Here is a 26,126-nt window from a genome sequence, read left to right as displayed (position 1 = left end):
TTCCTGCATGCAGGTAAGTTAACCTGACTTGCAACTGCCTGGAAATATACCTTATTCCCTTGTTCGTTATTGTAACAGATAACCGACAAGGGAATTTCTTTTTTCAGTTAAGTCAAAAATAACGTATGTTGGTATACTGTGAATTAATCTAACTTAATCGCAAAAAAATACCGCGAATTTCCTTCTTTTGCTCGTTTAGTTTCTCAGGCAATGGGTATGTAGTTGCCAGTAGGTCACAATTATAGGCCGAGCAAGAGAGGAATCAAGCTGAAGAAGGTTTTTAGTGGAACATACTTAGGTTTGTTGGGTCACAGTGTATCTTATTGCTCTATGGCCCCTTATCTCGTGTGCCGTAAACTCCGACGCGAACGGTTATTTTTGCGGCCTAACTCCCTTTTTATCTATGAAGAAACAAACATCATCAAAGAAGCAATCGCTAACAACTGATGTTTCGTTAGCCGGTTTGGCCGGTCAGACCCGCGTGCAAATAGAGCGCGTTTCTCCCGAAGTCGATGCCGGTTATGATCGTCCGGGTCGTTATCCAATTAAAGCCATACTCGGAGATACCATTCCCGTTGAAGCCGATATTGTTGCCGATGGGCACGATGTGCTGGCAGTTCGGCTGTTATACCGTTACGGCGACGAAAAAAGCTGGCAGGAGACGCCTATGCAGCTGTTGGTCAACGATCGATGGGCAGGTACGTTCGCCGTCGAAAAGCTGGGGCGTTATCATTATACTATCGAAGCCTGGGTAGACCATATTGCCTCGTGGCAGCATGAAATAGAGTTAAAAGTGGCCGATGGTCAGCGGATTAGCAGCGAATTACTGGCTGGTGCCCTGCTGGTCGATGGCATGGCGCACCGCGCTGGTGGTGGCCCCAACGCCAACGCGTCTGATGCCGCGGCATTAGTGCGTGCAGCAGCCTTGTTCCGGGAGGGGGCTGATCTGACGAATAATGAAGCCTATCAGGAGGCTATTCATCTGGCCGAAAGTGCGCAATTCCTAACCTGGGCGCAACAGTACCCAGAACGGCAGCATCCATCCCGTTTCCCCTACGAACTGGGCGTTGAAGTAGATCGGGCAGCGGCTGGTTTTAGCACCTGGTATTGCCTGTTTCCGCGCTCGGCCAGTCAGCAAGTAGGCCCCGGCGATTTGCCTGTTCATGGTACCTTCGGCGATGTAGAAAAACTGTTGCCTCGTATTGCCGGCATGGGATTCGATGTACTGTATCTGCCGCCTATTCACCCCATCGGCACGGCCCACCGGAAAGGCAAAAACAATTCTGTGACCTGCCTACCCGGAGAACCCGGCGTTCCGTACGGAATTGGTTCGGCCGAAGGAGGGCATGATGCCATTCATCCCGAATTGGGCACTGTCGAGGAATTTAAACACCTCGTTGCCGAAGCCAAAACATTTGGTATGGAGGTAGCCATGGATTTAGCCATTCAATGTTCGCCCGACCATCCATGGGCAACGGAACACCCGGAGTGGTTTAAAAAACGGCCCGATGGCACCATTCAGTACGCCGAAAATCCACCCAAAAAATATCAGGACATTTACCCTGTTTATTTTGAAACTGAGGACTGGCAAAATCTCTGGCTCGAAATGAAACGGGTTTTGTTGGTATGGGCCGATTGGGGCGTGCGTATCGTGCGGGTAGACAATCCGCACACAAAGCCGTTTGTTTTTTGGGAATGGGTAATCGCTGAAGTGAAAAAACACCATCCCGATATGCTGTTTCTCTCAGAGGCATTCACCAAGCCCAAGGTAATGCAACAACTGGCCAAGGTTGGTTTTGCCCATTCGTATACGTACTATACCTGGCGCAACAACAAAGCCGAACTGGAGCAGTACATGACCGAGTTGACCACGGGCGAAATGCGACATTATTTCCGCCCCAACTTTTGGCCAACAACGCATGATATAAATCCGGGGGTATTACAGACAGGCCACGAACCGCAGTTTCTGATTCGTTATTTTCTGGCGGCTACATTATCGGCAAATTATGGCATTTACGGGCCATCATTTGAACTGATGGAGCATATTCGTTTCCCAAATAAAGAAGAATTCCTGAATTCGGAGAAATACGAAATCCGGCATTGGGATTGGGAACGCACCAATAAATTAACGTACCTGATTGGCTTGACCAACCGCATCCGCCGCGAGAATGCCGCCCTGCAGCAAACCAATAATCTGACTTTCTGTCGAATCGATGACGAGCATTTAACCGCTTATCTTAAACTGGCGGAAGGTAATCGCTTGCTGATTGTGGTGAATATGGATGCCTATAACCGGCGGGCGGGCATGGTTCAGGTGCCAATCTGGCAATTGGGCTTTGTTAACGATCAACCCTATACGGTACACGATCTGCTAACCGGTAATCGCTACACCTGGCATGGTGAGTGGAATTTTGTGGAGCTTGACCCCTACATTATGCCTATGCACCTTTTCCGGATCGAGTAGATTTTTTTGAGCAAATTCAATAAAAAAAGCAGGCTGATCAGCCTGCTTTTTTTATTGAATTAAATGACGAAGAAGCTCCTGAATTAAGCTCACTATGTCGGCGAGGCGATCGGCGAACCAGTTAGCAATGCTGAAGTTACCAACGTTGGGAATACTCAGCGTTGGGCGCTGAAACGTAGTGGGCAACATGTAACGCAAGGCAACAACAGCGGCAATACACAGGGCATTCAGTGCTAACATAAACGTTAGCCGCATAGTTGAATGATCGGTGAAAAAGCGCGAAGGGCGGCTCATAAACGTGAGTGCTGATTGTCGGTACAAAAATAATAGACAAACGTATACACCTCTTATTTACTCCGTAAATATTGAGCCGTCAACTCTCAGAAAGTCAACTATTTGGAAATTACTTTCACCAGTTCTCCTTTAGCGACCGGACTATCTGCTTTCAGGCTATTCAACACGCCTAACTCTTCAATACGGCTGGCGGGCATGTTTAGCGCTGTCATCACATCGCGGAACGTACCTGCCCGGGGAGCCTGCCGCACATACACACGATCTGGTTTGCGGTTGATTTTGTCGGGATCGGTCAGGGTACGGAAACCTTCTGAAACGGTACGGAATGTGGGGTAGGCCCGCTCAAAATCGGCGGCTGACGATAGGCCGTGAATGGCATAAATAAGATTATTGTACTGAATCAGGTACGTGCCGATTTGCAGGGTATTAGCCGCCGTCTGCTGCTGTTGCTGCTGCCCCTGTTGTTGCTGAGGGAGCTGTTGCGAAATAAGCACAATCGCCTGATTGCCGTTCACGGTTCGTTTCGCGTTTTCAAGCACCTTAAGGTTCAGTTCCTTCACCATCGTCTGTGCTGCTTCGTCGAGCGAGTTGCCTTTTGCCAGCATCATGATCACCGACGATTTGCCGTCTTTAGGCCCCATCTGGAACTGAGAAGGCGAATTTTGGTGCTGCCAGCCTGCCGGTACCGGAAACTGAAACTTCAGTTCGGGATGGTAAAACATGTTATTCTCCACAAAGCCCTGTTTAGGATCTTCGCCAAACATGAGCCCATCAATCATACGCAGGTACGATTCCCGGTTGACCTGATAATTGCCCGGATTTTTGGTCTGATAGTCTTTGGCCAACTCATGCACCTTCGTGAAACGATTGCCCGGGTCGGGGTGGGTCGACATCATGTCGGGTATGCTCTGCCCCGAGTTGTCCTGAATACGTTTAATAGTGGCGAAGAAGTCGGCCATTTTGCTGGCGTCGTAACCAATTTTGCTGGAGTAGCCAACCCCAATCTGGTCTGACTCTGATTCGTGAGCACGGCTATAGCTGAGTTGCAGCAACTGGGCACCCTGCATGAAACTTTCGCCTAGTTGAGGTACCAGAATGGCCCCGGCAATACCCGCCAGCGATGTCAATAACTGACTGGATTGCTGCCGGGCCGAGTGTTTGGCCGTGATATGGCCAATTTCGTGGCCCAGCACCCCCGCAAATTCGGCTTCGTTGTTGAAGTGAGCCAGAATACCCCGGGTGAAATAGACGTACCCACCCGGCACAGCAAACGCATTGACAACGGGTGAATCAACGATGAAAAACTGGTAAGGTAATTCGGGCCGGTGCGAAATGGCAGCCATCGCTTTGCCTTTCTGGTTCATGAAAGCCTGAAGCTTGGCGTCTTCATAGAGGCCCATCGTTGCCACAATAGAAGGGTGTGACTCTTTACCAATGGCAATTTCCTGCTCGGGCGACATCATACTTAATTCGCGCTTGCCTGTTACAGGGTTGCGGGCGCAGTTTGTTAGCAACAGAGCTAACGAAGCAATAACCAGTTTGGATAGGGTAGGAATGTATTTCATAGAAGATGGATTAAAGAATAATGCCTAACGCCAAACCGCCGATAATAAGCGCGTAGGGCGGAAGCTTTGTAAATTCAAGCAATACTATGGTGCCCAACACAACGGCCACAAAAGGCCAGTGCGGTGCCATTGGTTCAAACAAAATGATGGCCGAAGCCGCCGTAAGCCCCGTACTCGCCGCATTGATACCCTCTAACGAAGCCCGAACCGGACGATGCCGTTTGACCTGATCCCAGAAACGATACACAAAGAAAATCAGGAACGTACCCGGTAGAAAAATACCAACTGTAGAGACAAGGCTACCAAGTAACTGTCCTTGTAGCCCTTCTGTTCGCATGGCCAATGTACCGATATACGAAGCAAAGGCAAAAACGGGCCCCGGCATTGCCTGAACAAGCCCCAACCCTGACAAAAATTCTTCGCGACTGATGTAGTGTTTGAAAGCCACAAACTCGTTGTACAGAATAGGCGTAAGTACTTGTCCACCCCCAAAAACGAGGCTGCCATTCCGATAAAAATTCTCGAAAAGACGTACCGGTAACGATTGGGTAATAGCGCCCAACAAGGCCGCGCCAGCCAGTACGCCAAACCAAAGCCCGAAGTTAGCCCATTGAATGTGCATGGGCTGATGGTCCATCTTGGCGTGTTTCCGGTAGGTAAGCGAAGTCGTGAACCCACCCACAATGATGACAATGGGCGTGAGAAAAGGAGAGCGAAACATGTAGGCAGCCAGTGCTGCTAGCAAAGCCAGTATCAGACCGGTCTGATTATGAATCACTTTACGACCAATTCGGTAGCCCGCTACCACCAGAAAACCAACGGCCATTGGCTGAATGTAGCGTGTGAAGGCTAGTGAGCCGTTCTGCTGTTCGATGTAATGCACGCCAATGCCGGCGGCTGTCATGGCCAAAACAGCGGGCAAGCACCAGATAATCAGGGTAAGATAGGCCAGATTGGGGCCACCAATTTTGTAACCCAGTGCCGTAATCGTTTGGGTTGATGTTGGGCCGGGAAGCAACTGGCACAGGGCGGTCAACTCCATGACTTCGGCCTCTGTCAGATACCGACGTTTTTTGACCAGCAAATCCAGGAACATGGTCAGATGCACCTGGGGTCCTCCAAATGATGTCACAGCCAGAATTAACACATCTTTCAGGAAGATGATATGCCGAATTTTACGGACTGGTGTGAGGGTGGGAGGTCGTTTCAAGGGTGGGAAGGAGTTGCTGCTGATAGCTGACTAGCCTGTCAGTGATCAGCAGCAACGGTAACCTGTTATTTTTTCAATCCCAGTTCCATCAGGCGTTCGTTGAGAAACTCACCGGCGGTCATGTCTGAGTAAAGCTTGGGGTTTTGCGAATCAATGCAACTGGCAAGGCTACTCAGGTTCATATCAGCGCGGGGGTGCATAAAGAAAGGAATGGAATAGCGCGACGTACCCATTTTTTCCCGGGACGGGTTTACGACCTGATGAATTGTCGATTTCAGGCGGTGGTTGGTTAGCCGGTCGAGCATATCACCTACGTTAACAATGATCTGGTCGGGCAAGGCGGTGATGGCAATCCATTTTCCATCGCGCCGAAGCACTTCCAGTCCATCGGCCGAGGCACCCATCAACAGCGTGATCAGGTTAATATCGCCATGAGGAGCGGCGCGCACAGCTCCGTCGGGGGTTGAGTTGGGGTCGAGCGGAAAGTAATGAAGTGCCCGTAAAATGCTGTCGCCATTGCGCACTTTTGCTTCAAAATAGTCTTCGGGCAGGCTCAGGTAGAGCGCAATTGCCCGTAGTAGCGTTTTGCCCGTTTGCTCCAGAATACGGTATGTGTCAACGGTGTATTGGCTAAACTCAGGATACTCGGCCGGTAGCACGTTGGCGGGCATCGAGCCCTCCGGTTCGGGTTGACCAATGTGGTAAAACTCTTTCAGATCAGCCACCTTGAATCCTTTGGCTGTTTCGCGCCCTTTGCCAATGTAGCCACGCTGCCCGTTCAGTTCAGGATGTTCATATTTTTTCTTCAGTTCATCGGGAGCCGAGAAAAAAGATTGAGCCGAAGCATATAGTTGTTTGGTCAGCTCATCGCTGAGGCCGTGGTTTTTGATGGCAACAAAGCCAATGTTGGTAAAGGCATTACCCAGGTCGGCAACAAATTGGTTGCGGAGAGCCTGATCGCCGGTGGTAAAATCAGCTAAATCAAGCGAGGGAATTTCATTGTACTCTGTTAAGTCAGTCATAACTGGTGACGAAGTTTTGCCGGGCAAAATTACGAAAACAGCGGTGAAGTAAGTGTTTTTCCTGGGATTGACTCAGTGAGGTTTCCCCTTTACACTTTTTTTTGAACAGCAGGTTTCATTTACAGGTTACGAATCCAATTTCCCTACAAATTCAATAGGGTAGTAAGTTAACTTGTTTGCGTAAACGAATGCACGCTACTTCTTCCGTAATTCCGTTGGCGGATGGCCCTTCCGACGCACTGCTGCAACTGGCCCTGGATCAGTCGGCGAGTGGTATTGTTATCTTTGAAGCCATTCGGATACAAGGGCGAAAAAAGATAGAGGACTTTCGGGTTGTGCTGATGAACAAACGGGCCGAGCAAGTAATAGGCTTGTCGCGTTCAGAAGCTGTGGGCAGACTAGTCAGTGCGCTGGCTCCTGCTTCGCAAAGCAACAAGATATGGAGCAACATAGGACAGGTTATCGACTCAGGGAAGCCACATCGCCAGGAGTTTTTTTACCACGTTGGCCGGACCAACATCACGGCCTGGTATGACTTGAGCATTGAGCCCATAGGCGACGGTGCCCGTGCCATTTTTACGTTCACAGATATCTCTGAACTAAAGCTGGCGCAGGAAACCATGTTGCACGATTCTATTCTTCTGAAAGCCTTGTCGTCGACGGTACCGGAAGTAGGCGTAATCGTGACTAATTATTTCAAGAAAGTGTTATCCGCTAGTGGCACTTTGCCGGGTCTTCTGGCCGACACGAATCCTGAACATCTGGTCGGTAGCCTACTGGAAACTAAAGTTTTGCCCGATTTTCGGGAAGATTGGCGTAACTATCTGGGAACGGCGTTAGCGGGTGAGTCGCACTTTTTTTCCGATCATTGGGGAGGCTGGCGTAGCGAAGTATATGTGGGTCCGGTACGCAACGAGAAGGGCGACGTGGTGATGATTCTGGTTGTGTTTCGGAATGTAACCGAGCAATACCGGCAGCAGCAGGCCCTGATTCAGAGCAATACGGCGCTCCAGCACTCGAACCAGAATCTGGAGCAGTTTGCCTATGTAGCCAGTCATGATTTGCAGGAACCGCTACGGAAAATAAAAGCATTCGGTGATCTACTGAAATCAAATTACGGCGCCTCTATGGGTAAAGATGGCGTTGGTATGATTGACCGGATGCAGGCGGCTTCTGACCGGATGAGTACGCTGATTCAGTCGTTGCTTTCGTATGCCCGCCTGAGCAATGAACAAAAACCGCAGGGCGTAGTGCATCTTGAAGACCTCTTCAACGAGCTCATTTTCGATCTCAGTGTTTTGATTCAGGAACGAAATGGGGTGGTGCGACTAAAACCGCCAATGCCCATTATTCCCGGTGATGAGCAGCAACTGCGACAGTTGTTTCAGAATTTATTGACCAATGCGCTCAAATTTGTACCCGCCGAACGCACGCCGCTCATCACGGTGTCGGCGCGAGTACTAGAGGGGCCGCACGTACCCAACCTGGCTACGTCTGCCGATTCGCTCTATGCCCAAATCTCAATCAAGGACAATGGGATTGGTATTGAGGCCGCCAATCACGACAAAATATTCGGACTCTTCAATCGGCTTCACGGCCGTAGGGAGTTTGAAGGGTCGGGCATTGGGCTAGCCACCACAAAGAAGGTGGTCGACAACCACAAAGGAACCATTACACTGGAAAGCGAGGTCGGTAAAGGAACTCAATTTCACGTGTATTTGCCCATTAAGCAGGGGTGAATTGGTGAGGAGTGAAGGGTGAGGAGTGAAGGGTGAAAGCTCTGCTTAGCAACCTGATTGTATAGAGCGGAGCCTTCACCCTTCACCCTTCACCATTTACGCAAACGCTTTCGAGGCTTTATCCCAATCGTAGAGATTCCAGGCGGCTGTTACGTAATCGGGGCGTTTGTTCTGGTATTTCAGGTAGTAGGCGTGTTCCCAAACGTCGAGGCCGATCAATGGGGTGCCGGGTTTGTCGGCCAGCTTCATCAGGGGATTATCCTGATTGGGAGTTGATACGATCTCAACGCCAGCGCCGTCTTTAATCAGCCATACCCAACCCGAGCCAAACCGGCCGGTAGCCGCCTTGGCCCACTCTTCCTTGAACTTATCGAACGAACCGTATTTCTTGTTGATCGCATCGGCTAACGCCCCTTTGGGTTGTCCGCCTCCTTTCGGCGACAGGATGTTCCAAAAGAACGTGTGGTTCCAGTGACCACCGCCGTTGTTGCGAACAGCAGCGGGCGTTTTGGCGTCGATGCTCCGAACGAGTTGGTCGATGTTCATACCGGCCATAGCGGTACCAACTACAGCTTTGTTGAGGTTGTCAACGTATGCTTTGTGGTGTTTGCCGTGGTGGATTTCCATCGTCATTTTATCGATGTGTGGCTCCAGAGCGGCGGCATCGTAGGGTAGGGGAGCCAGTGTGAAGGAACCAGCCTGAGCAGCAAAAACGCGATTCGGAGTTATGGCGAGCCCGGCAGCAGTACCGAAGGCTAGTTTCAAAAATTCAGATCGATTCATGGTAACGTGTTTTTAGGTACTGAAAAGGCGGCAGATGAGTGCTTCCCGCCCTGTGATAAGCAAGTAACGATGTTTTCAACGGACAGCCAAACCAAAGTCGGTACCCTTAGCGCACGGGAACGGTTGACCGCCTACCTGACACCGATAATAGCCAACATTCGACCGGTGAGACCCTGCTCGAGCCGGTGCGAAAAATAGTCGTCGTTGTTGAGCACGGTAGAGTAGGGGGAGAGCTCAATTTGGCTGTCGCTCAATCCAAAAGCCCGTAACTGATCGGCGTTGGCCTGTTTAAGATCGACCTGCGCTTTGCCCGAAACGGGGTCAATTGATGTTCGGGAGGGGGCGAACTGGGTAGCGACATCGGGGCCTACCTCAAAGGAACATGCGTCGATGCACGTACCCACGTAGGCAAGGCAGTCGGCAGGTTGGGTACCATAGTGAGCATGCATGCTGGCTAGTGTGTTGGCTACGATGCCCCCCACGGTGCCGCGCCAACCCGCGTGTATGGCGGCTACGGCCCGGTTTCGGGTGTCGAAGACCAGAATCGGGGTGCAATCGGCAACGGTAACGCCTACCATCAGGCCAGGTACGTTGGTGATTAGCGCATCAAAGCCGGTAGTTCGTCCTGCTTCGGTAGCCACTTGTATTGCTGTACCATGAACCTGATACGAAGACGCCAGATTGGCGTCGGTCAGTTGCCAGTTGGCCAGCCATCGCCGCCGGTTCTCCACCACATTAGCCGGGTCATCGTCGGTATTGATGCCCAGGTTAAGCGACGAATAAGGTGGTTGGCTGATGCCCCCATGCCGCGTACTTTCGGCAGCAATCAGGTGCGGAAACGGCGCAAAAAGGGCTGGTACTTGAAAAGACGCGTGTTGCATGGAGCAAAAATAGATGCTTAACGTTGGATATCGGATGCTGGATTTCGGACACCGGACATTCAATGTCCAGCATCCAGCCTCTACTTTTGCCCCATGATCAATCGAGTTCGTGCGTGGTTGAACCGGCCTTTGGCTGAAGACTTCAGTTTGAAAAATCAGGGATGGCTAGCTGTACAGGCTGGCGTCTATATTTTTCTTTTCCTCTCCTTTTTCAATGCAGGTGGATCCAACTGGAAGGAGCGTCTCTTTATGCACGCGCTATTTGCGGTCGGTTGCGCCCTGTCGTCTCTATCGGTTAACACGGTTGTTCCCCGGCTTTTTCCGGTCTGGTACGATGAAGAGTATTGGACAGTTGGTCGGCATGCGTTACATGTGTTGCTGGTGCTGTTAGCCGTATCGCTGGGAAATCAGCTTGTTTTATTCCTGCTTGATCTGCCACTTTTGCCTTTTCTGACCATGTACCTGATGGTGACCGTTGTTGGCTTTTTTCCGGTATTCATGGGCGTTATGATCGCTGAGCGTCGTCGGCTGAAACGTAACCTGCTTCAGGCACAGCAACTCAACGTGCAACTCGATCAGCTTCACCAACCTAACGTACCTGATCTACCGACTGTAACGGACTTGCCGAAGGGTATTTTGCTGACCAGTGATACGGGTAAAGAGCGCTTGAGCCTGTTGCCCAACCAACTTGTTTATATCGAGTCGGTGGGGAATTATGTGGAAGTATACTGGCTGAATTTTATGTTTCCGCAAAAGACCATTCTGCGGAATACGCTCAAAGAAGTGGAGGCTGCCATTGCCGATGATCCTCAATTTTTCAGGTGTCATCGTGCGTTTTTGGTCAATCTCCGGGCTATCCATCACACCACCGGAAACAGCCGGGGGTACTTGCTCATGATGAGCGGAACAAACCGTGAAATACCCGTTTCTCGCAGTTACCTCGCTGCTTTTGATGCGCGCATGGCTAAGCTGAGTTGACCCGATATGCCTTCCTGACTGTCCCTAACGGTGCAATTCGTCCCCCGGTTAGCCCACCTGTCCCGCTCTATTGCGCTCGGTTGACGCTACAGGTACGTTTGCTGCTGTCGATCGCTAACCGACGATACCAGCGCCATGTTTCGGATACTACTTCTCGTCACTCTCACTCTATTTATTGCCGGCCAGCAACATACGCAGGCGCAGTCTGTACTGCTTCCTCATCAGGAAATAGAGCTGACTAAAGATCAGCCTGATTTTTCGCTGTTCGACAAAGCTTTCTACGACAATCAGTTTTTTCTGTTGGGAGAATCGCACGGGTTCCAGAGACCTCAGCAGGTAGATCTGGCTTTGCTGAAGCATCTGAACAAGCGCGTTGGCGTGCGGTACTACATTGCGGAGGTAGACCCCACAAAGGCCTATTACCTCAATCAGTATTTGCAAACGGGGCAGGATAGTTTGCTCCGGCTGGTGTTCAGGTCGTGGATTGCCGAAACCGCGCAATGGGCCAATATCGACTTCTTTCGGAAAATTCAGGCTATCCGCGCTTATAACCAGACGTTACCGGCCAAAAAGCGGATACGTTTTGTGGGGATTGATGTCGTGCAGGACCGGCCGTTGCTCGCCCAGCAGCTTCGTGAATTAACTGGATTCCAAGCTTCTTTTCAGGCAGATCAGCCTCGCCTCGATTCGCTGGTAACATACCTGACCGCCGCGCCCAAAAAACCAGATAGTCTGGCCGCGCAGGTAGCTATGAACTGGTTAGCTAAAATCAGAAACGAGGCCGCCACTTACCGGAACGCACCCGGCCAGACCATGAACGAACTGACGGCCGCGTTGACTGGACTTGGCTACCGAAAAAGCATCCGTCGGCGGGAGCCAACGCTCTTTGCCAATTTCCGGGATGCTGTTTCCCGGCTCGATCTACATGACGAAAAGCTATACGGATTTTGGGGAGCGTACCATGTTGGCCTTGCCCCGCTGAGCGACGGGAATAAGTCGTTCGCTGCCATGGTAGCTGACTCGGACCTGCCCATGCGTAGCAAAATGGTTTCCCTGCTTTGTCGCTACGTCGATTCGTTCATGATGGTGCCCACTGCCTTCCTGCCTCCGTTCTGGCAGGATAAAGGAAAGGCTTACTCCCGCCTCGACAAGTTCAACGACAACGGTCCCATGATGCGTATCGACGGCATTGACGCGTTTATCGACCAAAGCAAACCCAACACCGTTACCTTGTTTAAGCTGTCAGGTACGTTGGCCGGACGGCAGCCCATCACGGCTACGTATTCGCCATTTATGCCCGCCGAGCAACGACTTCAGTTTGACACGGCTCGCCCAACAACCGATTATTTCCAATACATCGTACTGATTCGTAACTCAGAGATGACCCAACCGCTGGATGGCAAGTAACGGGTAACTAGTACCACCTATTTTTCCTGGGCCAGCAGATAAAGCACAGCCATCCGGACGGCTACCCCGTTTTCTACCTGATCAAGGATGATGCTATGGGGCGAATCAGCGGCGTCGGAAGTTAATTCAACGCCCCGGTTAATGGGGCCGGGGTGCATGAGTACGATGGGCCGGTCAAGCTCGTCAAGCATCTGTCGGCTGATGCCATAGTAAAGGCTATACTCGCGCAGACTGGGGAAGTACTTGATTTGTTGCCGTTCCAACTGAATGCGGAGCACGTTGGCAACATCGCACCATTGCAGGGCCTCGCGTACGTTATGCCCAATTTTTACGCCCAACGACGCCATGTGCTTTGGAACCAGCGTGGTAGGTCCACAAACCATTACCTCGGCACCCTGTTTTTGCAGGCAAAAAATATTGGACAAGGCCACCCGCGAATGGGTAATATCACCGATGATGGCTACGCGTTTTCCGGCCAGATCGCCCAGTTTTTCGCGCATTGAAAACGAGTCGAGCAGGGCTTGCGTGGGGTGTTCGTGGGTGCCATCGCCCGCGTTCACTACGTTGGCCGGAATGCGTGATGACAGGTAATGCGGTGCGCCGGGGCTACTGTGGCGCATCACAATCATGTCGACCTTCATGGCCAGAATGTTGTTGACTGTATCGAGCAGGGTTTCTCCCTTTTTTACCGAGCTTCCCGACGCCGAGAAATTGACTACATCGGCAGAAAGGCGTTTTTCGGCCAGTTCAAACGAAAGGCGAGTGCGGGTTGAATTTTCGAAAAAGACGTTGGCGATCGTGATATCCCGTAGGGAAGGAACCTTCTTGATGGGGCGGTTGATGACGTCCTTAAATTGAGTTGCTGTCTCCAGAATAAGCTGAATGTCGTTCTGAGTCAGGTCTTTAATGCCAAGGAGATGGCGCGTACTGAGTTGCGGCATGGGGCGCGGCGTGGGCTACGATTTGGCAAATGTACTTTGTAATTGGGTAAATGGGTAATTGCTGTTGTGATGCTTACGAAGCATCACAACAGCAATTACCTCAAATCAACACCGCTACGCCAAAGCCGGGTAAGGTCAATGTGTTGTCTGTCAACAACGTACCTGAAACCGTAGCTAGCTGAACCTCAGAAACGGCTTGCTCAGCGGCCGATAATACCACGTTGATGGTAGTTTTGGTCAGGTTTTGAATGACCCAAACCGTACCGAACTCATTCTGCCGACCAAATGCAATGGTGCCTTTCTGTCGTATGTTACTCAACACCAGACGGCTGCGATTGTCGTTCAGAATAGGGTGATTATTCCGAAAGGCAATCATCCGTTTATAATGCTGATACAGCGAATGGGGATCGGTCTGTTGCTGCGCCAGCGGACGAACGGTGCGGCTCGTTGAGTAACGGGCATGCATCCATCGCGCACGGTTGGGGTCTTGTTTGCCAATGTTCCAGATAAATGGTTCGCGAATGTGCTCGTCCGGCTTCAGGCCCAGCATCCCAATTTCTTCACCATAATACAGGTAGGGGTTGCCGGGTAGCGTAAGCAAGAGATTGGCGGCTACTTTCAGCTTATTCAGATCGCCTTTCAGCAAACTGCCAATCCGGTTCTGATCGTGATTGGAGAGAATGAGCGCGTCGATAAACTGGTCGTTCACTTCGCCGTAAGCCGACTGTGTTTCGTGCAAAAAGGCCATCACATCGTTGGCATCATCGCCCCGGCGAATGATTTCTTCGAGTTCAAGTGCCAGGTCAAAATTGAAATTGGCTTGCAATCCCCGGAAGTAAGGTGCCACTTTGCTGGGGCGGGTCCAGACTTCGCCAACGAGGTACGCTCCCGGCTTGGCCGCCTGAACCACCTGCCCGAACTCTTCCCAGAACTGGTGATTTTTGGGTTCTTCGGCCTCGCGGTACAAATGTCGGGCGGCGTCGAGCCGGAAACCGTCGACACCCACCTCGGTCAGCCAATACCGGACGATCTTATAGATTTCGTCGCGTAGCGGCTGATGATCGAAATTCAGGTCGGGCATGCCGCTCCAGAACATGCCGTAATACTTTTCGGTGTCTGCGCTTTTGGTTTTCGCCCCACCGATTCGGCCAAGTACGTTGTGCCAAGGACTGCGCTCATCTGAATCGGCGGTGATATCGCGGGTGGCCAGATTGCGCCGTTTGATCTCCTCAGGCAGCATCCATTTGTAAAAGGAACGGTATGGGTTATCCGGCCCTTTGGCGGCTTCCTGAAACCAGTGGTGCTGAATACTGGTGTGGTGAATGACCAGATCCATCAGCACGGCAATTCCTCGCTTGTGTGCTTCATCGATCAACCGACGAAAATCAGCCAGCGTGCCGTAGTCGGGGTCGATGCCGTAGAAATCGGTAATGTCGTATTTATGGTAGGTGGGCGAGGGGTTGATGGGCATGAGCCAAATGGCCGATATGCCCAGGTCGCTCAGGTAATCCAGCTTTTGGGTTACGCCGTTCAGGTCACCAATGCCATCATTATTGCTGTCGGCAAAGGCGCGTACAAATAATTCGTAATGAACACCGGTGGTGCCCACGCTAGTGGTGCTTACACTTGCGGGGCCGACAGTAAGCGCAGAGGTACGTACTTCAGTTGTCACAGTAGAAAGGGGCATTGTTTTCTAAACCTATAAGGTCTCAAAGACCTTATAGGTTTAACAGACCATAAAAAAACTCGCCAAACGTGAGAGTCTGGCGAGTCGTTGATGAAGTGCGGCACTAGGAGCGATTACTTCTTTGTAACCGTAATTTTAGGCGTTGCCGTTGTGAAGTCAATTGTGATATCATACGTACCGGCGGCGGCTACTTTGAGGTTAGCTCCGTTCAGTTCCAGCGATCCGTTGGCTCCGTCGTCTCCGTAGTTGGTATCCCACTTGTTATCGGCCCGTACTTTAAATTCGCCCACTTTCAGTTTTACGCCGGTTAGGGTCCAAACGCCGTCTTTTGTCAGATCGGGGCGGAAAGCCTGATCGGGACCGTCCCATCCGTTTGGTGTGGCATCACCTACCAGACCCCAGGCTTTGGTTGCCGTCAGGGTGTATTTCAAGCCAGTAGCTTTCAGGTCGGCTACAAGCAGATACGTTCCCGCTGTTGTAATCTTGATGTTGTCGCCGCCTGCTGACAGTTTACCGGCTGTTCCGCCATAGTTAACGGCCCAATCGTTGTTCTGACGAATTTTGATATCACCCACTTTCAACGTTGTCAGTGCGAACCACTGGTCTGTGGCAGGATCATAGGTCAGGGCCTGATCGGGGCCATTCCAGCCGTTCAAGGTTGCGTCACCGACCACACCCCATGAGAACTTCTCAACGGCATACGTCATCGCCGTTAGGTTAAAAGTCACTTTGTACGTACCGGCCGTTACCTTGAGGTTATCGCCATTGAGCGATAATTTGCCACCTGTGCCGCCGTAGTTAGTGTCCCATTTATTATCCTGCCGAATTTTCACTTCGCCATCAATCAGGTTCACGTAGGCTACAAATACGCCCGGTGTTTCTGTTTTGTAAAACGGTTGATCAGGTCCATCCCAGCCGTTGGCGGTGGCGCTGCCTACCAAACCCCAGGGTGAGCTCAGATCAAGTCGGTCGAGGTAGGGCGTTGCTTTTACGCTGGCGAGTGCCGATGACAATACCGTACGGCCACCCAATGCCGACATGACTTTTACATCGATATCGGCCGCTGTAGCAGGGGTGAGGCCCAGACCCAGCAACAGGCTGTTCAGTTCCGCCGCTTTAAACGTTTTCGATAATTCGGTACCAACGGGCAGAGAAACGGCTTTGGTAAAGTCGCCGCCTTTTTTGTCCATCATTACCGTGTAATTAGCCGCCGCTTCGTAGCCGTAATTGGGCTTAGGCCAGCTAATGGTCAGCACATCGGTCGCTGCATTCTCTTTGGTCAGTACCACCGTTGGGGCCGAAACGGTCACCACAGGTACCGCCGATACGTCGAGGAAGAGCTTTTCTCCCTCGTTCTCACAAGCCGTAAACGTCAGCAATGCCGACGCAGCAACCAGGAAACTCTTAAGTAGCGATTTCATATCAATAGAGTTGATTGTTTAGATGAAGTTTGTGGTTTGTTGTGTGTGGTTTGTGGTTGCTGATTAGCGAAGCAACCACAAACCACACACAACAAACCACAAACTACGTTTAATACCCCGCGTTGTTTTGCTGTAACGTTGGGTTCGCTACCAGGTCGGTAGCCGGAATTGGGTAGAGGTTGAAGCGGGCATCGACGGCACGTCCTTCCCGAACACCTCCTTTGAAGGGCCACAGGTACGTATTCGTGGTAAACCGACCGAAGCGAATCAGATCGGTGCGGCGGTAGCCTTCCCAATACAACTCACGAGCACGTTCGGCCAGAATGAAATCGGTGTTAATCGAAGTCACCGTAGCCGCTTTAGCGCGGGTACGCAATAGGTTGACGTACTGAATTGCCGTGGCCTGATCGCCGCCCGTTCCGCCGCGTAAAACCGCTTCAGCATAGGTCAGATACATATCGGCTAACCGAATCAGCGGGAAATCGGTGTCCACAAACTGAAGGTCAGAGCCAGCTGCACCCGTCGACGTTACATTTTTGTACTTGGTCACGGCAAATCCATCGGTGAACGTACCCAGATCGTTTACATCGCGGGCCTGACCATCGGTGTAGAACATACCGCGTTTGTCGGCTGTAGCGTTGGCATCGGGAAACACATCGACCAGTTTCTGGGTCGAGCGAATACCGGCCCATCCACCGTTAACGCCGAAGTTGGCAACGGGCATTCTACCACCAACTTGCGCGTGTACGATGAAGGTCATACCGCCAAAGGTCTGCGTGCGGGTGCCATCGAAGGCGATCGGAAAAATGATTTCCTTCGAGAGGTTGTTGTCGGCCGTAAACAGATTCTGGTAGTTCGGTTCCAGCGTATAAACCCTTGAATCGATTACCTTCTTGGCGTACGTGATCGCCTCCGAGTACTTGCCGGCTCCTGTGTAGACTTCCGCGTTCAGGTACATACGGGCCAGAATAGCCTGTGCGGCAGCCTGACTGGCGCGGCCATATTCGACAGTGCCGGGTGCACCCAGTTCGGTTTCAATGGCCTTCAGCTCACTTTCCACGTAGGTAAACAGTTCCTGACGTGTAGCCTGACGGGGCAGGAATGAGCCCGGTGCGTCAGCTTCGGTCACGAAGGGTACTGTACCAAACATATCGATGGCGTGGAAATAAGCCATTGCCCGCAGGAAACGCGCTTCTGCCCGATACGTTTTGGCATCTGTAGCGTTTTGACCGCTGATGCCGCGTTCGGCAAGTTTGGCGTCCGATGTTTCCCGGATGAACTCGTTCGAGAGCGAGATCATGTAGAAAATACGGTTATACATCGCCGTGATAAAGCCATCGCTCGACGTCCACGTCATCCGGTTGATGTCCTGAATGGTGGCATCATTCCAGGCAATAACGGCCTCGTCGGTGGGCAGTTCCTGAAGTTTCCAGTACAAACGCATGTAGTTCGACGTTCCTTCGTCGATACCCGAAATGTCGGGTTTACCGGACGGTCCCTGCTGACCGCTTACCGCTAGAGTAGCGTAAAGACGGGCCAATACCGGTTTGTAATTTTCAAAATTAGCGTAGACCGAGGCCGACGTAACTTCATACTTAGGTACGCGGTCGAGGTCATTGACACACGACGTGGCCAACGCCATTGCGGCGGCCAGCATACCTGCTTTTATGGTTAATTTAAACATGGTTCGATTTGTCGTTTAGAAGTCAAGGTTTAGGCCCAGGGTACCAATGCGGGGACGTGGGTAGAAATTGTTGTCGATACCGCCCGAAATCTCTGGGTCAAGGCCCGAGTATTTGGTGATCACAAACAAGTTCTGGAAGGTTGCATTCAACCGCAGGTTGGCCCGGTTACCGATAACCCGACCGAAATTGTAGCCGAAGTTGAGGTTATCGAGCCGGATAAACGAGGCATTCTCAACGTAATAATCCGAGAAGAACTGCTGCGTACGGAAACGTGTATCGAGCACGTTCGATGAGGCATTCGAGAGGAAGCCCAGTGAGTTTACCATGCTTTGGGTAGTACCCGTGTTGGCGCGCACGTTGTTGTACACGTAGTTGTCGGCTGTTCCGCGCAACACAAGGCCCGCGCTGAATTTACCGGCGGTCAGGTTGGTGGTGAAGCCAAACAGTTGCACTGGGTTGGCCGTCTGATACCGGTAGCGGTCGTTGATGGTGATGTTGCCATCGCCGTTCAGATCTTCATATACGCCTTCTATCGGCAGTCCGGCAGCGTTGTAGATCTGACGGTTTACGTAGAACGTACTCGTTGGGAAACCCACCGTCTGAATCTGGATCGTGTTGCCTGTTCCACCCGCAATACCGCCGGTCAGAATACCCGGATCGTTTGGTGTTGGCACTTTGGTCAGGTTCGTGATCTTATTCTCGTTGTAGGTGTAGTTGAAACCAACATCAAGGGTCAATCCTTCGCGCTGAATCGGCGTGGTATTGATCAGGAATTCGACACCCCGGTTTTGCAGATTACCTACGTTGGTCAAAATCTGGTTGGTCAGGTTTGAGCCAGCAGCCACCGGAATGGTAGCCAGGAGGTCTTTGGTACGCTTGTCGTAAAAATCGACGCTACCTGAAATACGACCGTCGAAGAGGGCGTAGTCAACGGCGGCGTTGATCGATTCGGTCTCTTCCCATTTGATATTGGCATCATAACCACCGGCCCGCAACGTGCGAATGAAGCTGTTGCCGAACTGATATTGCGCTGTAGGGTCAGAGATCAGGTACGTTGGCAGGTACGGATAGTTGCTAACCCCGGTTGGTAAATCCTGCTGACCGGTAACACCGTAACCGAAGCGGAGTTTAAGGGCTGAAATCGTTTTTGAATCTTTCAGGAAGTTCTCATCTTTCACGCTCCATGAAGCGCCTACTGATGGGAACCAGCCCCAACGGGCGTCGGGGCTAAACCGCGACGTACCGTCACGACGAATGGTGGCCGTCAACACGTACTTATCGTTGAAGGTGTAATTCAGGCGACCAAAAAACGCCATCAGCGTATACTGCGTCTGGAAAGGGTTACCCGCCGGGTTATATTCAACACCGTTGGCCAGGTTATCGGCGTAGCTTGGCTCGTCCCGAATAAAATCCTGATACGAGTAACCGCCCGTCACGTCAACGCGGCTGTTAATGCTTTTCACGTCTTTCGTGTAGTTCATGTAGAACTCCAGCGTTTTGCCAGTGCGAGTCTGCGAATACACTCGGTCGATACCCCCCGTTGTTGAGAAATCACCCGAAATGCCGGGTCTTCCCTGGCCACGACCGAAGTTTGACGCGGCGAATGCTGGTACCTGAATCTGTCCGTCTGTCGATGACACGTCGAGGCCCAGGTTCAGGTTAGCGCGGAGTTCACGGAGGAACGGAAACCGGTAATCGAGTTGTACGTTACCTACCAACCGATTAATCTGGTTGCGGTCTTCTTTGTCGTACAACAGACCAAGCGGGTTGCGGGTAGCCTGTCCGTTTGGCCGACCGGTGGTTGGGTCAAGCCATTCGTATAAGCCGCCATAATTTTCGTTACCGCTGAACACCGGTTTTGTCGGGTCAAAGCTAACGGCAGCCCCAATGGCTCCCTGATCGGCAAAACGGTTAGACACGACCGATCCTTTGGCACTCACATCAACCCGAAGGTCATTGTTCAGGAACTTGGGCGATAAGTTTACCGAGAGCGAGTGACGCTGGAAGTTCGATGTTTTCAGGATACCATTCTGAGTAGTATAGCCGTATGAAACCCGATAAGGAATGTTTTTGTACGAACCTGACACGGCCAGGTTGTTGTCATTACTGATCCCCGTCTGGTAGATCTGGTCCTGCCAGTCGGTACTTAATGAACCGCTTGTCAGAGATCGTTGCTCCGGTGTGGTGAAACCCGTTTCAGTAGACGTATCGTTTATTAACGCCCGGAACTGATCGCCATTGAGTACGGATACTTTCTTGGCAATCTGCGATACAGAGAGTTGCGTTGAAAAGCTAATTTTCGGCGCACCTGATGCCCCCTTCTTGGTGGTGATCAAAATAACACCGTTGGCGGCGCGGGCACCGTAGATGGCCGCTGCTGAGGCGTCTTTCAACACCGTGAAGGTTTCAATATCGTTCGGGTTAATCAGGCTAAGCGGGTTGGCTGCACCTGAGATACCTGTATTGTCTACAGGTACGTTGTCGATAACGACTAGTGGATCATTGCTGGCGTTGAGTGATGAGCCTCCCCGGATACGAATGGTGCTTCCACCGCCTGGCTGTCCGCTTGGCGGCGTGATCGAAACACCGGCCAATTTACCGGCAATCAATTGCTCGGGAGCAACAATGTTCCCGCGCTGAAATTCTGCCGATGAAATAGAGGCGATCGAACCCGTCAGGTCTTTCCGACGCTGGGTACCGTAACCTGTAACCACTACTTCCTGAAGCGATTGCGAATCATCGAGAAGGGTGATGTTGATGGCAGTCTTGTTGCCGATCACAACTTCCTGGGGAATTTTGCCGACGAAGCTGAAAACAAGTGTGCCGGTAGCCGGAGCCTGAATACGGAATGTTCCGGTTGCGTCGGTATTAGCACCTCTGGTGCTGCCTTTAAGGGCAACTGTTACGCCGGGAAGTGGTGATCCGTCTACTTCCGTGACGACGCCGGTAATGGATTGGTCCTGCGCCAGGGCCGGTAGTGCGCCAAGCAGCATCAGCACCACAAACGCCTTGAACGAACTGCTACAGGTCGTTACGGCTGTTTGAAAGAACCTGCTGACAAAGAGGTAATTCATAAGTTAACGTATTATACTGTTTATAGAGAAAAATGAAGTTGGCTCAACCTTGACTAAGTTGATTCAACTTTATCTTGCAAAAATAACATATTGTGTAGGCGTGTGTCGTTCCAGTTTACGAGGTAACACGTATACCACTACAAAACGGATAACTGATAAGATAAAATCATGTTATTCAGTTAATTAACCGCAAAAAAAGGCGTGCCATTTTAGAAAAATGGCACGCCTTTTCGTTTTATTTCTCTACAAAATAGAGCTTACTCCACTAGCTCAATGTTGCCGGAACGCACGCTCAGGTATTCACTAGGGGTTTGGTTGGTCAGCTTCTTGAATGACCGATTGAAGGCCGTTTTTGAGTTGAACCCCACTTCATACGCCATGCTGAGCACGGTATATGATCTGAATCGGGGGTCGTTTAGTCGGCTTTTTAGCTCTTCGATTCGGTGGTAATTGATAAAGTCGAAAAAATTCTTTTGATACTCTTCGTTCAGCATTTTCGACAATACGTGCGGTGGCATGTGCAGTCTGAGCGCTAATTCGGCCAGGGTCAAGTTGGGGTTAGTGTAGGGCTTTTGGCGTTTCATGTACGTATCGATTTGCTGCTTCAGGGCAATGGTCGATTCGGTCAGTTCAGTGACTGGGGGCGCTACAGTGGCAGGGGGGGGTAGGTCAGACAGAAAAGCAGGTTGGGTGATGACGGAGGGGGGCAGATTGATGGGTAGTGCCGATACCTGCGTTTCCAGAAGGGGTATGTGTTCAGTATCTGGTAATTTAAAAATTTCGGGCTGGTGAATGGCATAATACCCCAGCAGGTAGATAATGCTGGAAAAGACAAGCCAAATCATGTCTACGTTTTTCTGGGCAATGAACAATACTTCTGTTTCAGTTAGCACACCAACCGCCACCAATCCGAAAAAGAAAAGCCAAAGACCCAGGCAAACGGCCTGAATGGCCAGAACCGTATTCAGGTAGTGAACCTGTGGTTCGGTCGACAGGCTCATCTGGTGCTGCTCTTTATAGGTACGTACCGCCCTACGACACAATAGCCAATAGCCCGCATTGTAAAGCAAGCCAACAAGTCCAGCTACCAGAAAGAGGCCTGAAAGCCAGGGGTCTCGGTTCACAATTTTGAGTTGCAATAGTTTATTCTCACTGAGCAGGTAAGGCATATAAATGCCAATCTGAATCAGCGAAGGAACAAAATGACGCCACCAACCCCTCATCGGGCGTTTTGTATTGAATAAGAGTTTACGCAGGTAGATATAGAAAACCGGCGCGTACAGGAACAGAATCAGGTCGGGTACCAACAGCAACTTAGTGTAAGCCTGGGCCACATCGCGGTAGGCAGCCACCGTTCTGACAAATAGCAGCAGTGAGGTAAGTCCTAGCAACATAACCAGCCACCGATTTGCCGATCGGTTGTAGTTCTGTATGCTGGGAATGGCAATGAGCAGTAGTAAACCCTGAAAAGCTGAAAACAGCATGAGCAGGTCGTAAATAGAATAGAAATGGAACGTACCCGACAGGTCTTCCCAACTCAGGATAGCCACATCGACCTCTATGGGTCCATTTCCTGCCGATCGTGAGAGAACGCGATTGGGGCGGGCATTGCCACTTTCTCGCCCTTCAACCGATTCCCAATTCCCGCGCGTCACTTTGTACTCCAGACGCGGTAGGTTTGTCTGCACTGTTATGTGGTACGACCCATCGAGGCGGCGTTGAAACTGGTAATTCGGATGCGCTGAGTTCCACTTATTAAAATTACCCGCCAGGAATAGTTGTGCATCATGCGGAGTATTTTCGGGAAGTTCGGTAATCACAAAATGGTACACAGGCGGCATGCCCGTCTGTGCTTGCGACGACGGCGTATGACTAACCAGAAAAAGCAACAGCCACAGGAGTAGCCGATTCATATTCATTCGTTGATGAGTTAACAGAAAGATAGTAAGCAGCAGTGGACCGTGTCCTCGATTTACGATTATAAGTGGCCTGTTTAGCCGTATTCGCCTAACACTTGGTGGGCGGTTTACGTTACTAAAGTACGAATCTAACGCGCAACGAAATGAAAATTAACGTAGAAGAAGGCCTGGATAAGCCCTTTCTGACTGATGGTCGTCACGACGTCGAAATTACCACTATTGATGAAGGTAAAAGTGAATATAAAGGCATTCCGTTCATTGCCTGCCGTTTCGAAAATGAAGAAGGCTTCGTCAATCAACGGTTTTATATCTCGCCCGGTGGTATGCCTATCCTGATGGAGTTGTGTCAGGCGGTTGGTGTAGAGGTAGAATCGGGTAAGGAGCTGGATACGAATAAGTTGAAAGGTAAATCGCTGTCGATAGAGGTAGGTGATTACACCTATGCAGACCCTGAAACAGGCAATGAGCGTACCCTAAAACAAGCATCTGGTTTTGAGGCACTGGCATAAGGTAATGGCCTGTTGACAAAAATGGGCCTTATATTTGCAAGTGACTATGTAGCAGTCAGAGGTTGGCCAGCCCGGCCAATGCTCTGGCTTTTTTTATGACCATGAAAGTAGTACCTCTTCTTTGTATTTGCCTGATGCCCCTCTTGTCGGTGGCCCAATCGCCGGTATCGACCCGGCTCAGTTCTGGAGTCGACCTGGGTGCTGGCTTCGGAAAAGATCACATCAGCCCTTCGCTTTCGTATTACCAGTTGCTGACCATTACTAAAACGAAAGTTCTTTCTGTTGGCTGGACGGCGAATTTTCGAACCAACTACCTAAGCAATGCCGATTATATCACCGCACCGGCTAATCTGTCGAGGGGTGGCAAAACGGGTTTTTTTGCGTTAGGCGCTCCGTTAATCCCGGCTAACCTCGACACGCTTCGGATGTCTTCGGCTTCAGGTACGTCGTTCAACCTGGGTGTACGTGCGCAAGTCCGCATCAAATTTCTGGAAATTGGTGCCAGTGCCGATATTGTTGGTATTACACTCGGTCGCAGACGCACCGGACAGTATTTGTCGTCGACGGGCGCTTATTCGCTGGGTACGTCGGTGTCGGGTGCTGACTCTGTGCAACGCTTCACAGGATCTTATGTGAATCAGTCGGCTAAACCAACCATTGCAAACCTGCAATTGCTGGGCGATAATTCCATCGGGACACTAGCCACTGAAGTCTATATACGGGCTATTGTTGGTCAGCGGTTGGGCGTGAAGGTCGGCTACCAGTGGATGATGACCGAGTATACTACGTCGGTCACTAACACGGTCGACGATAACCGACGTTTCCGTAGCCGCTCAGGTCTGACCTACGTTGGCGTTACGTTTCCTTTCTTCCGGTAAGCAACCAAACCATGAAAACAGGCATTATTGTCCTGGCGGCGGGCTCGTCAAAACGCTTTGGGGGCATTGCCAAGCAGTTGCTGACCATAAATGGGACTTCGCTGGTTCGTAATGCCGTAGACATTGCCATGGCCGCTAATTTAGGTGGGCCAGTTGTGGTTGTACTGGGCGACCGGCGGGCGCAGATCGCTCCCGAACTCGACGGTTTGGGTGTCACCCTGATCGATAACCCGACCTATGATGATGGCGTAGCCACGTCGGTGAAAGTGGGGTTGGCTGGCCTGTTTATGATGCAGCCTTCCATCGACACGTTTATTGTGATGCCCTGCGATCAGCCATTTTTAACGCCTGCCCTGCTCAATCAGCTAGTTGCCACGCAAACTGAAACGGGTAAAGGCATGGTAGCTACCCGCTATGCCGATCAGGTACATATGCCCGCGCTGTTTACCCGCCGTTACGCCGAATTACTGGCTGAACTCACCGGTGATAAAGCCCCGAAGTGGGTGATCATAAAACATAAAACCGACCTCGCTGAAGTCGGTTTCGAACCCGCCGCCATCGACCTGGATTTCTGGGCGCAGGTGGAGGCGTTGGAAGGGAAAAATTAAGTTTGTGGTTTGTAGTTTGATGTTTGTGGTTGCTTCGCTAATCGGCGAAGCAACCACAAACATCAAACTACAAACCACAAACTTAATTTTAAAGCATCTTCTTCACCAGCTGTTCCACCGTAATGCCTTCGGCTTCGGCTTTGAAGTTGCGGACAACCCGGTGACGCAGAATCGGCATGGCTACTGCCCGAACATCTTCAATATCGGGCGAATATTTACCGGCCAGCAGCGAGTTGCACTTCGCCGCCAGAATCAGCGCCTGTGAGGCGCGTGGCCCTGCTCCCCATTCCAGATATTGATTCGCCTCTGTTGACGCCATTTCTGTATTGGGTCGGGTTTTGTGAACCAGCTTTACGGCATATTCCACCACATTATCGGCCACAGGTACGCGCCGAACCAGATGCTGGAACTCGGTGATTTCCTGCCCGGTAATAACTCGCTGAACCTGATAGCGTTCGTCGGTGGTCGTACTTTTTACAATAGCTACTTCCGACTGATAAGACGGGTAATCGAGGTAAATGTTGAACATAAACCGGTCGAGCTGGGCTTCGGGAAGTGGGTACGTTCCTTCCTGCTCAATGGGGTTCTGAGTGGCCAATACAAAGAACGGACGACCCAGTGAATAGTTCTGCCCGGCAATGGTCACCTTGTACTCCTGCATGGCTTCGAGGAGGGCCGATTGCGTTTTAGGTGGTGTCCGGTTTATTTCATCCGCCAGAATGATGTTGGCGAAAATAGGGCCTTTGATAAACTTGAAATTCCGATCCTGATCCAGCGTTTCAGAGCCAAGAATGTCTGACGGCATCAAATCGGGCGTAAACTGAATGCGGTTGAAGTTCAGATCGAGCGCGCCGGCGATGGTCTGGATAAGCAACGTCTTGGCTAGTCCCGGTACACCAACCAACAGGCAGTGTCCCTGACAGAAAATGGCGGTGAGCAAAAGCCGAACCGTTTCGTCCTGGCCAATAATGACCTTCCCGATTTCGGTACTTAATCGTTTATAAGCGTCTTTCAGGGCTTCAGCAGCCGCCACGTCGGATGTATAAGGCATTAGGGAATAG

At 51.2% G+C, this 26,126-nt stretch carries 20 protein-coding genes; 7 read left to right on the top strand and 13 right to left on the bottom strand.

The window, feature by feature from the left end; all coding sequences use genetic code 11:
- Positions 1-403 precede the first annotated feature (403 nt).
- Positions 404-2,464 carry an alpha-1,4-glucan--maltose-1-phosphate maltosyltransferase gene (locus ACAW87_RS17275; RefSeq protein ID WP_370724884.1) on the top strand — a complete coding sequence of 687 codons (2,061 nt, stop codon included), beginning with the start codon at positions 404-406 and terminating at the stop codon, positions 2,462-2,464.
- 51 nt (positions 2,465-2,515) lie between these two features.
- On the opposite strand, the gene ACAW87_RS17270 is transcribed toward ACAW87_RS17275, so the two are convergent.
- The 4 genes from ACAW87_RS17270 to ACAW87_RS17255 form a co-directional block, all read right to left on the bottom strand.
- The gene (locus ACAW87_RS17270; RefSeq protein ID WP_370724883.1) at positions 2,516-2,758 is read right to left on the bottom strand and encodes a hypothetical protein; all 243 of its coding nucleotides are present in this window, start codon (positions 2,756-2,758) and stop codon (positions 2,516-2,518) included.
- A 98-nt stretch (positions 2,759-2,856) separates the two neighbouring features.
- Positions 2,857-4,323, bottom strand: a complete 1,467-nt coding sequence (locus ACAW87_RS17265) for a M48 family metalloprotease (RefSeq protein ID WP_370724882.1) — start codon at positions 4,321-4,323, stop codon at positions 2,857-2,859.
- 10 nt (positions 4,324-4,333) lie between these two features.
- Positions 4,334-5,533 carry a chromate efflux transporter gene (gene chrA, locus ACAW87_RS17260; protein ID WP_370724881.1) on the bottom strand — a complete coding sequence of 400 codons (1,200 nt, stop codon included), beginning with the start codon at positions 5,531-5,533 and terminating at the stop codon, positions 4,334-4,336.
- 65 nt (positions 5,534-5,598) lie between these two features.
- Positions 5,599-6,555, bottom strand: coding sequence for an isopenicillin N synthase family dioxygenase (locus ACAW87_RS17255; protein ID WP_370724880.1), 957 nt, complete (start codon positions 6,553-6,555; stop codon positions 5,599-5,601).
- 188 nt (positions 6,556-6,743) lie between these two features.
- Here ACAW87_RS17255 and ACAW87_RS17250 point away from each other — a divergent pair, with 188 nt between their 5' ends.
- Entirely contained in the window at positions 6,744-8,294 is a 1,551-nt protein-coding gene (locus ACAW87_RS17250; protein WP_370724879.1) for a sensor histidine kinase, read from the top strand.
- A gap of 96 nt (positions 8,295-8,390) precedes the next feature.
- On the opposite strand, the gene ACAW87_RS17245 is transcribed toward ACAW87_RS17250, so the two are convergent.
- Both ACAW87_RS17245 and pgeF read right to left on the bottom strand, forming a co-directional pair.
- The gene (locus tag ACAW87_RS17245; protein WP_370724878.1) at positions 8,391-9,077 is read right to left on the bottom strand and encodes a superoxide dismutase; all 687 of its coding nucleotides are present in this window, start codon (positions 9,075-9,077) and stop codon (positions 8,391-8,393) included.
- A 131-nt stretch (positions 9,078-9,208) separates the two neighbouring features.
- Positions 9,209-9,958: a peptidoglycan editing factor PgeF gene (pgeF, locus tag ACAW87_RS17240; protein ID WP_370724877.1), complete on the bottom strand. Its 750-nt coding sequence runs from the start codon at positions 9,956-9,958 to the stop codon at positions 9,209-9,211.
- Between the two features lie 93 nt (positions 9,959-10,051).
- On the opposite strand from pgeF, the gene ACAW87_RS17235 reads away from it, so the two are divergent.
- Positions 10,052-10,936, top strand: a complete 885-nt coding sequence (locus ACAW87_RS17235) for a LytR/AlgR family response regulator transcription factor (protein ID WP_370724876.1) — start codon at positions 10,052-10,054, stop codon at positions 10,934-10,936.
- A 135-nt stretch (positions 10,937-11,071) separates the two neighbouring features.
- Positions 11,072-12,343: an erythromycin esterase family protein gene (locus tag ACAW87_RS17230; protein WP_370724875.1), complete on the top strand. Its 1,272-nt coding sequence runs from the start codon at positions 11,072-11,074 to the stop codon at positions 12,341-12,343.
- Positions 12,344-12,360: 17 nt separating this feature from the next.
- Here the strand turns inward: ACAW87_RS17230 and ACAW87_RS17225 are convergent, their stop codons facing one another.
- The 6 genes from ACAW87_RS17225 to ACAW87_RS17200 all read right to left on the bottom strand — a co-directional run bounded on the left by ACAW87_RS17225 (position 12,361) and on the right by ACAW87_RS17200 (position 23,064).
- Positions 12,361-13,284, bottom strand: a complete 924-nt coding sequence (locus tag ACAW87_RS17225; RefSeq protein WP_370724874.1) for an aspartate carbamoyltransferase catalytic subunit — start codon at positions 13,282-13,284, stop codon at positions 12,361-12,363.
- Positions 13,285-13,384: 100 nt separating this feature from the next.
- Complete coding sequence (locus ACAW87_RS17220) at positions 13,385-14,971, bottom strand: alpha-amylase family glycosyl hydrolase (protein ID WP_370724873.1); 1,587 nt, start codon at positions 14,969-14,971, stop codon at positions 13,385-13,387.
- Between the two features lie 113 nt (positions 14,972-15,084).
- On the bottom strand, positions 15,085-16,392 hold the full coding sequence (locus ACAW87_RS17215) for a SusE domain-containing protein (RefSeq protein WP_370724872.1): 1,308 nt from the start codon (positions 16,390-16,392) through the stop codon (positions 15,085-15,087).
- Positions 16,393-16,501: 109 nt separating this feature from the next.
- Positions 16,502-18,076 carry a RagB/SusD family nutrient uptake outer membrane protein gene (locus ACAW87_RS17210; protein WP_370724871.1) on the bottom strand — a complete coding sequence of 525 codons (1,575 nt, stop codon included), beginning with the start codon at positions 18,074-18,076 and terminating at the stop codon, positions 16,502-16,504.
- A 15-nt stretch (positions 18,077-18,091) separates the two neighbouring features.
- Complete coding sequence (locus ACAW87_RS17205; protein WP_370724870.1) at positions 18,092-21,151, bottom strand: SusC/RagA family TonB-linked outer membrane protein; 3,060 nt, start codon at positions 21,149-21,151, stop codon at positions 18,092-18,094.
- Between the two features lie 257 nt (positions 21,152-21,408).
- Complete coding sequence (locus ACAW87_RS17200; RefSeq protein WP_370724869.1) at positions 21,409-23,064, bottom strand: helix-turn-helix transcriptional regulator; 1,656 nt, start codon at positions 23,062-23,064, stop codon at positions 21,409-21,411.
- A gap of 149 nt (positions 23,065-23,213) precedes the next feature.
- On the opposite strand from ACAW87_RS17200, the gene ACAW87_RS17195 reads away from it, so the two are divergent.
- The 3 genes from ACAW87_RS17195 (at position 23,214) to ACAW87_RS17185 (ending at position 25,065) form a co-directional block, all read left to right on the top strand.
- Positions 23,214-23,579: a hypothetical protein gene (locus ACAW87_RS17195; RefSeq protein WP_370724868.1), complete on the top strand. Its 366-nt coding sequence runs from the start codon at positions 23,214-23,216 to the stop codon at positions 23,577-23,579.
- Between the two features lie 101 nt (positions 23,580-23,680).
- The gene (locus tag ACAW87_RS17190; RefSeq protein ID WP_370724867.1) at positions 23,681-24,457 is read left to right on the top strand and encodes a hypothetical protein; all 777 of its coding nucleotides are present in this window, start codon (positions 23,681-23,683) and stop codon (positions 24,455-24,457) included.
- 11 nt (positions 24,458-24,468) lie between these two features.
- Entirely contained in the window at positions 24,469-25,065 is a 597-nt protein-coding gene (locus ACAW87_RS17185; protein ID WP_370724866.1) for a nucleotidyltransferase family protein, read from the top strand.
- Between the two features lie 88 nt (positions 25,066-25,153).
- Here ACAW87_RS17185 and ACAW87_RS17180 read toward each other — a convergent pair whose 3' ends face one another.
- A complete protein-coding gene (locus ACAW87_RS17180; protein WP_370724865.1) occupies positions 25,154-26,116 on the bottom strand; it encodes an AAA family ATPase in 963 nt (320 codons plus the stop codon).
- Positions 26,117-26,126: the final 10 nt, after the last annotated feature.

This window comes from Fibrella aquatica (assembly GCF_041321135.1).
Taxonomy (GTDB): domain Bacteria; phylum Bacteroidota; class Bacteroidia; order Cytophagales; family Spirosomataceae; genus Fibrella; species Fibrella aquatica.
This window is presented reverse-complemented; position numbering and strand designations above follow the sequence as displayed.

What these genes read in the sequence shown, in the direction of transcription:
- ACAW87_RS17275 (WP_370724884.1), top strand. Translation starts at nt 404, where the DNA reads ATGAAGAAACAAACATCATCAAAGAAGCAATCGCTAACAACTGATGTT.
- ACAW87_RS17270 (WP_370724883.1), bottom strand. Translation starts at nt 2,758, where the DNA reads ATGAGCCGCCCTTCGCGCTTTTTCACCGATCATTCAACTATGCGGCTA.
- ACAW87_RS17265 (WP_370724882.1), bottom strand. Translation starts at nt 4,323, where the DNA reads ATGAAATACATTCCTACCCTATCCAAACTGGTTATTGCTTCGTTAGCT.
- ACAW87_RS17255 (WP_370724880.1), bottom strand. Translation starts at nt 6,555, where the DNA reads ATGACTGACTTAACAGAGTACAATGAAATTCCCTCGCTTGATTTAGCT.
- ACAW87_RS17250 (WP_370724879.1), top strand. Translation starts at nt 6,744, where the DNA reads ATGCACGCTACTTCTTCCGTAATTCCGTTGGCGGATGGCCCTTCCGAC.
- ACAW87_RS17245 (WP_370724878.1), bottom strand. Translation starts at nt 9,077, where the DNA reads ATGAATCGATCTGAATTTTTGAAACTAGCCTTCGGTACTGCTGCCGGG.
- pgeF (WP_370724877.1), bottom strand. Translation starts at nt 9,958, where the DNA reads ATGCAACACGCGTCTTTTCAAGTACCAGCCCTTTTTGCGCCGTTTCCG.
- ACAW87_RS17235 (WP_370724876.1), top strand. Translation starts at nt 10,052, where the DNA reads ATGATCAATCGAGTTCGTGCGTGGTTGAACCGGCCTTTGGCTGAAGAC.
- ACAW87_RS17230 (WP_370724875.1), top strand. Translation starts at nt 11,072, where the DNA reads ATGTTTCGGATACTACTTCTCGTCACTCTCACTCTATTTATTGCCGGC.
- ACAW87_RS17225 (WP_370724874.1), bottom strand. Translation starts at nt 13,284, where the DNA reads ATGCCGCAACTCAGTACGCGCCATCTCCTTGGCATTAAAGACCTGACT.
- ACAW87_RS17220 (WP_370724873.1), bottom strand. Translation starts at nt 14,971, where the DNA reads ATGCCCCTTTCTACTGTGACAACTGAAGTACGTACCTCTGCGCTTACT.
- ACAW87_RS17215 (WP_370724872.1), bottom strand. Translation starts at nt 16,392, where the DNA reads ATGAAATCGCTACTTAAGAGTTTCCTGGTTGCTGCGTCGGCATTGCTG.
- ACAW87_RS17210 (WP_370724871.1), bottom strand. Translation starts at nt 18,076, where the DNA reads ATGTTTAAATTAACCATAAAAGCAGGTATGCTGGCCGCCGCAATGGCG.
- ACAW87_RS17205 (WP_370724870.1), bottom strand. Translation starts at nt 21,151, where the DNA reads ATGAATTACCTCTTTGTCAGCAGGTTCTTTCAAACAGCCGTAACGACC.
- ACAW87_RS17200 (WP_370724869.1), bottom strand. Translation starts at nt 23,064, where the DNA reads ATGAATCGGCTACTCCTGTGGCTGTTGCTTTTTCTGGTTAGTCATACG.
- ACAW87_RS17195 (WP_370724868.1), top strand. Translation starts at nt 23,214, where the DNA reads ATGAAAATTAACGTAGAAGAAGGCCTGGATAAGCCCTTTCTGACTGAT.
- ACAW87_RS17190 (WP_370724867.1), top strand. Translation starts at nt 23,681, where the DNA reads ATGAAAGTAGTACCTCTTCTTTGTATTTGCCTGATGCCCCTCTTGTCG.
- ACAW87_RS17185 (WP_370724866.1), top strand. Translation starts at nt 24,469, where the DNA reads ATGAAAACAGGCATTATTGTCCTGGCGGCGGGCTCGTCAAAACGCTTT.
- ACAW87_RS17180 (WP_370724865.1), bottom strand. Translation starts at nt 26,116, where the DNA reads ATGCCTTATACATCCGACGTGGCGGCTGCTGAAGCCCTGAAAGACGCT.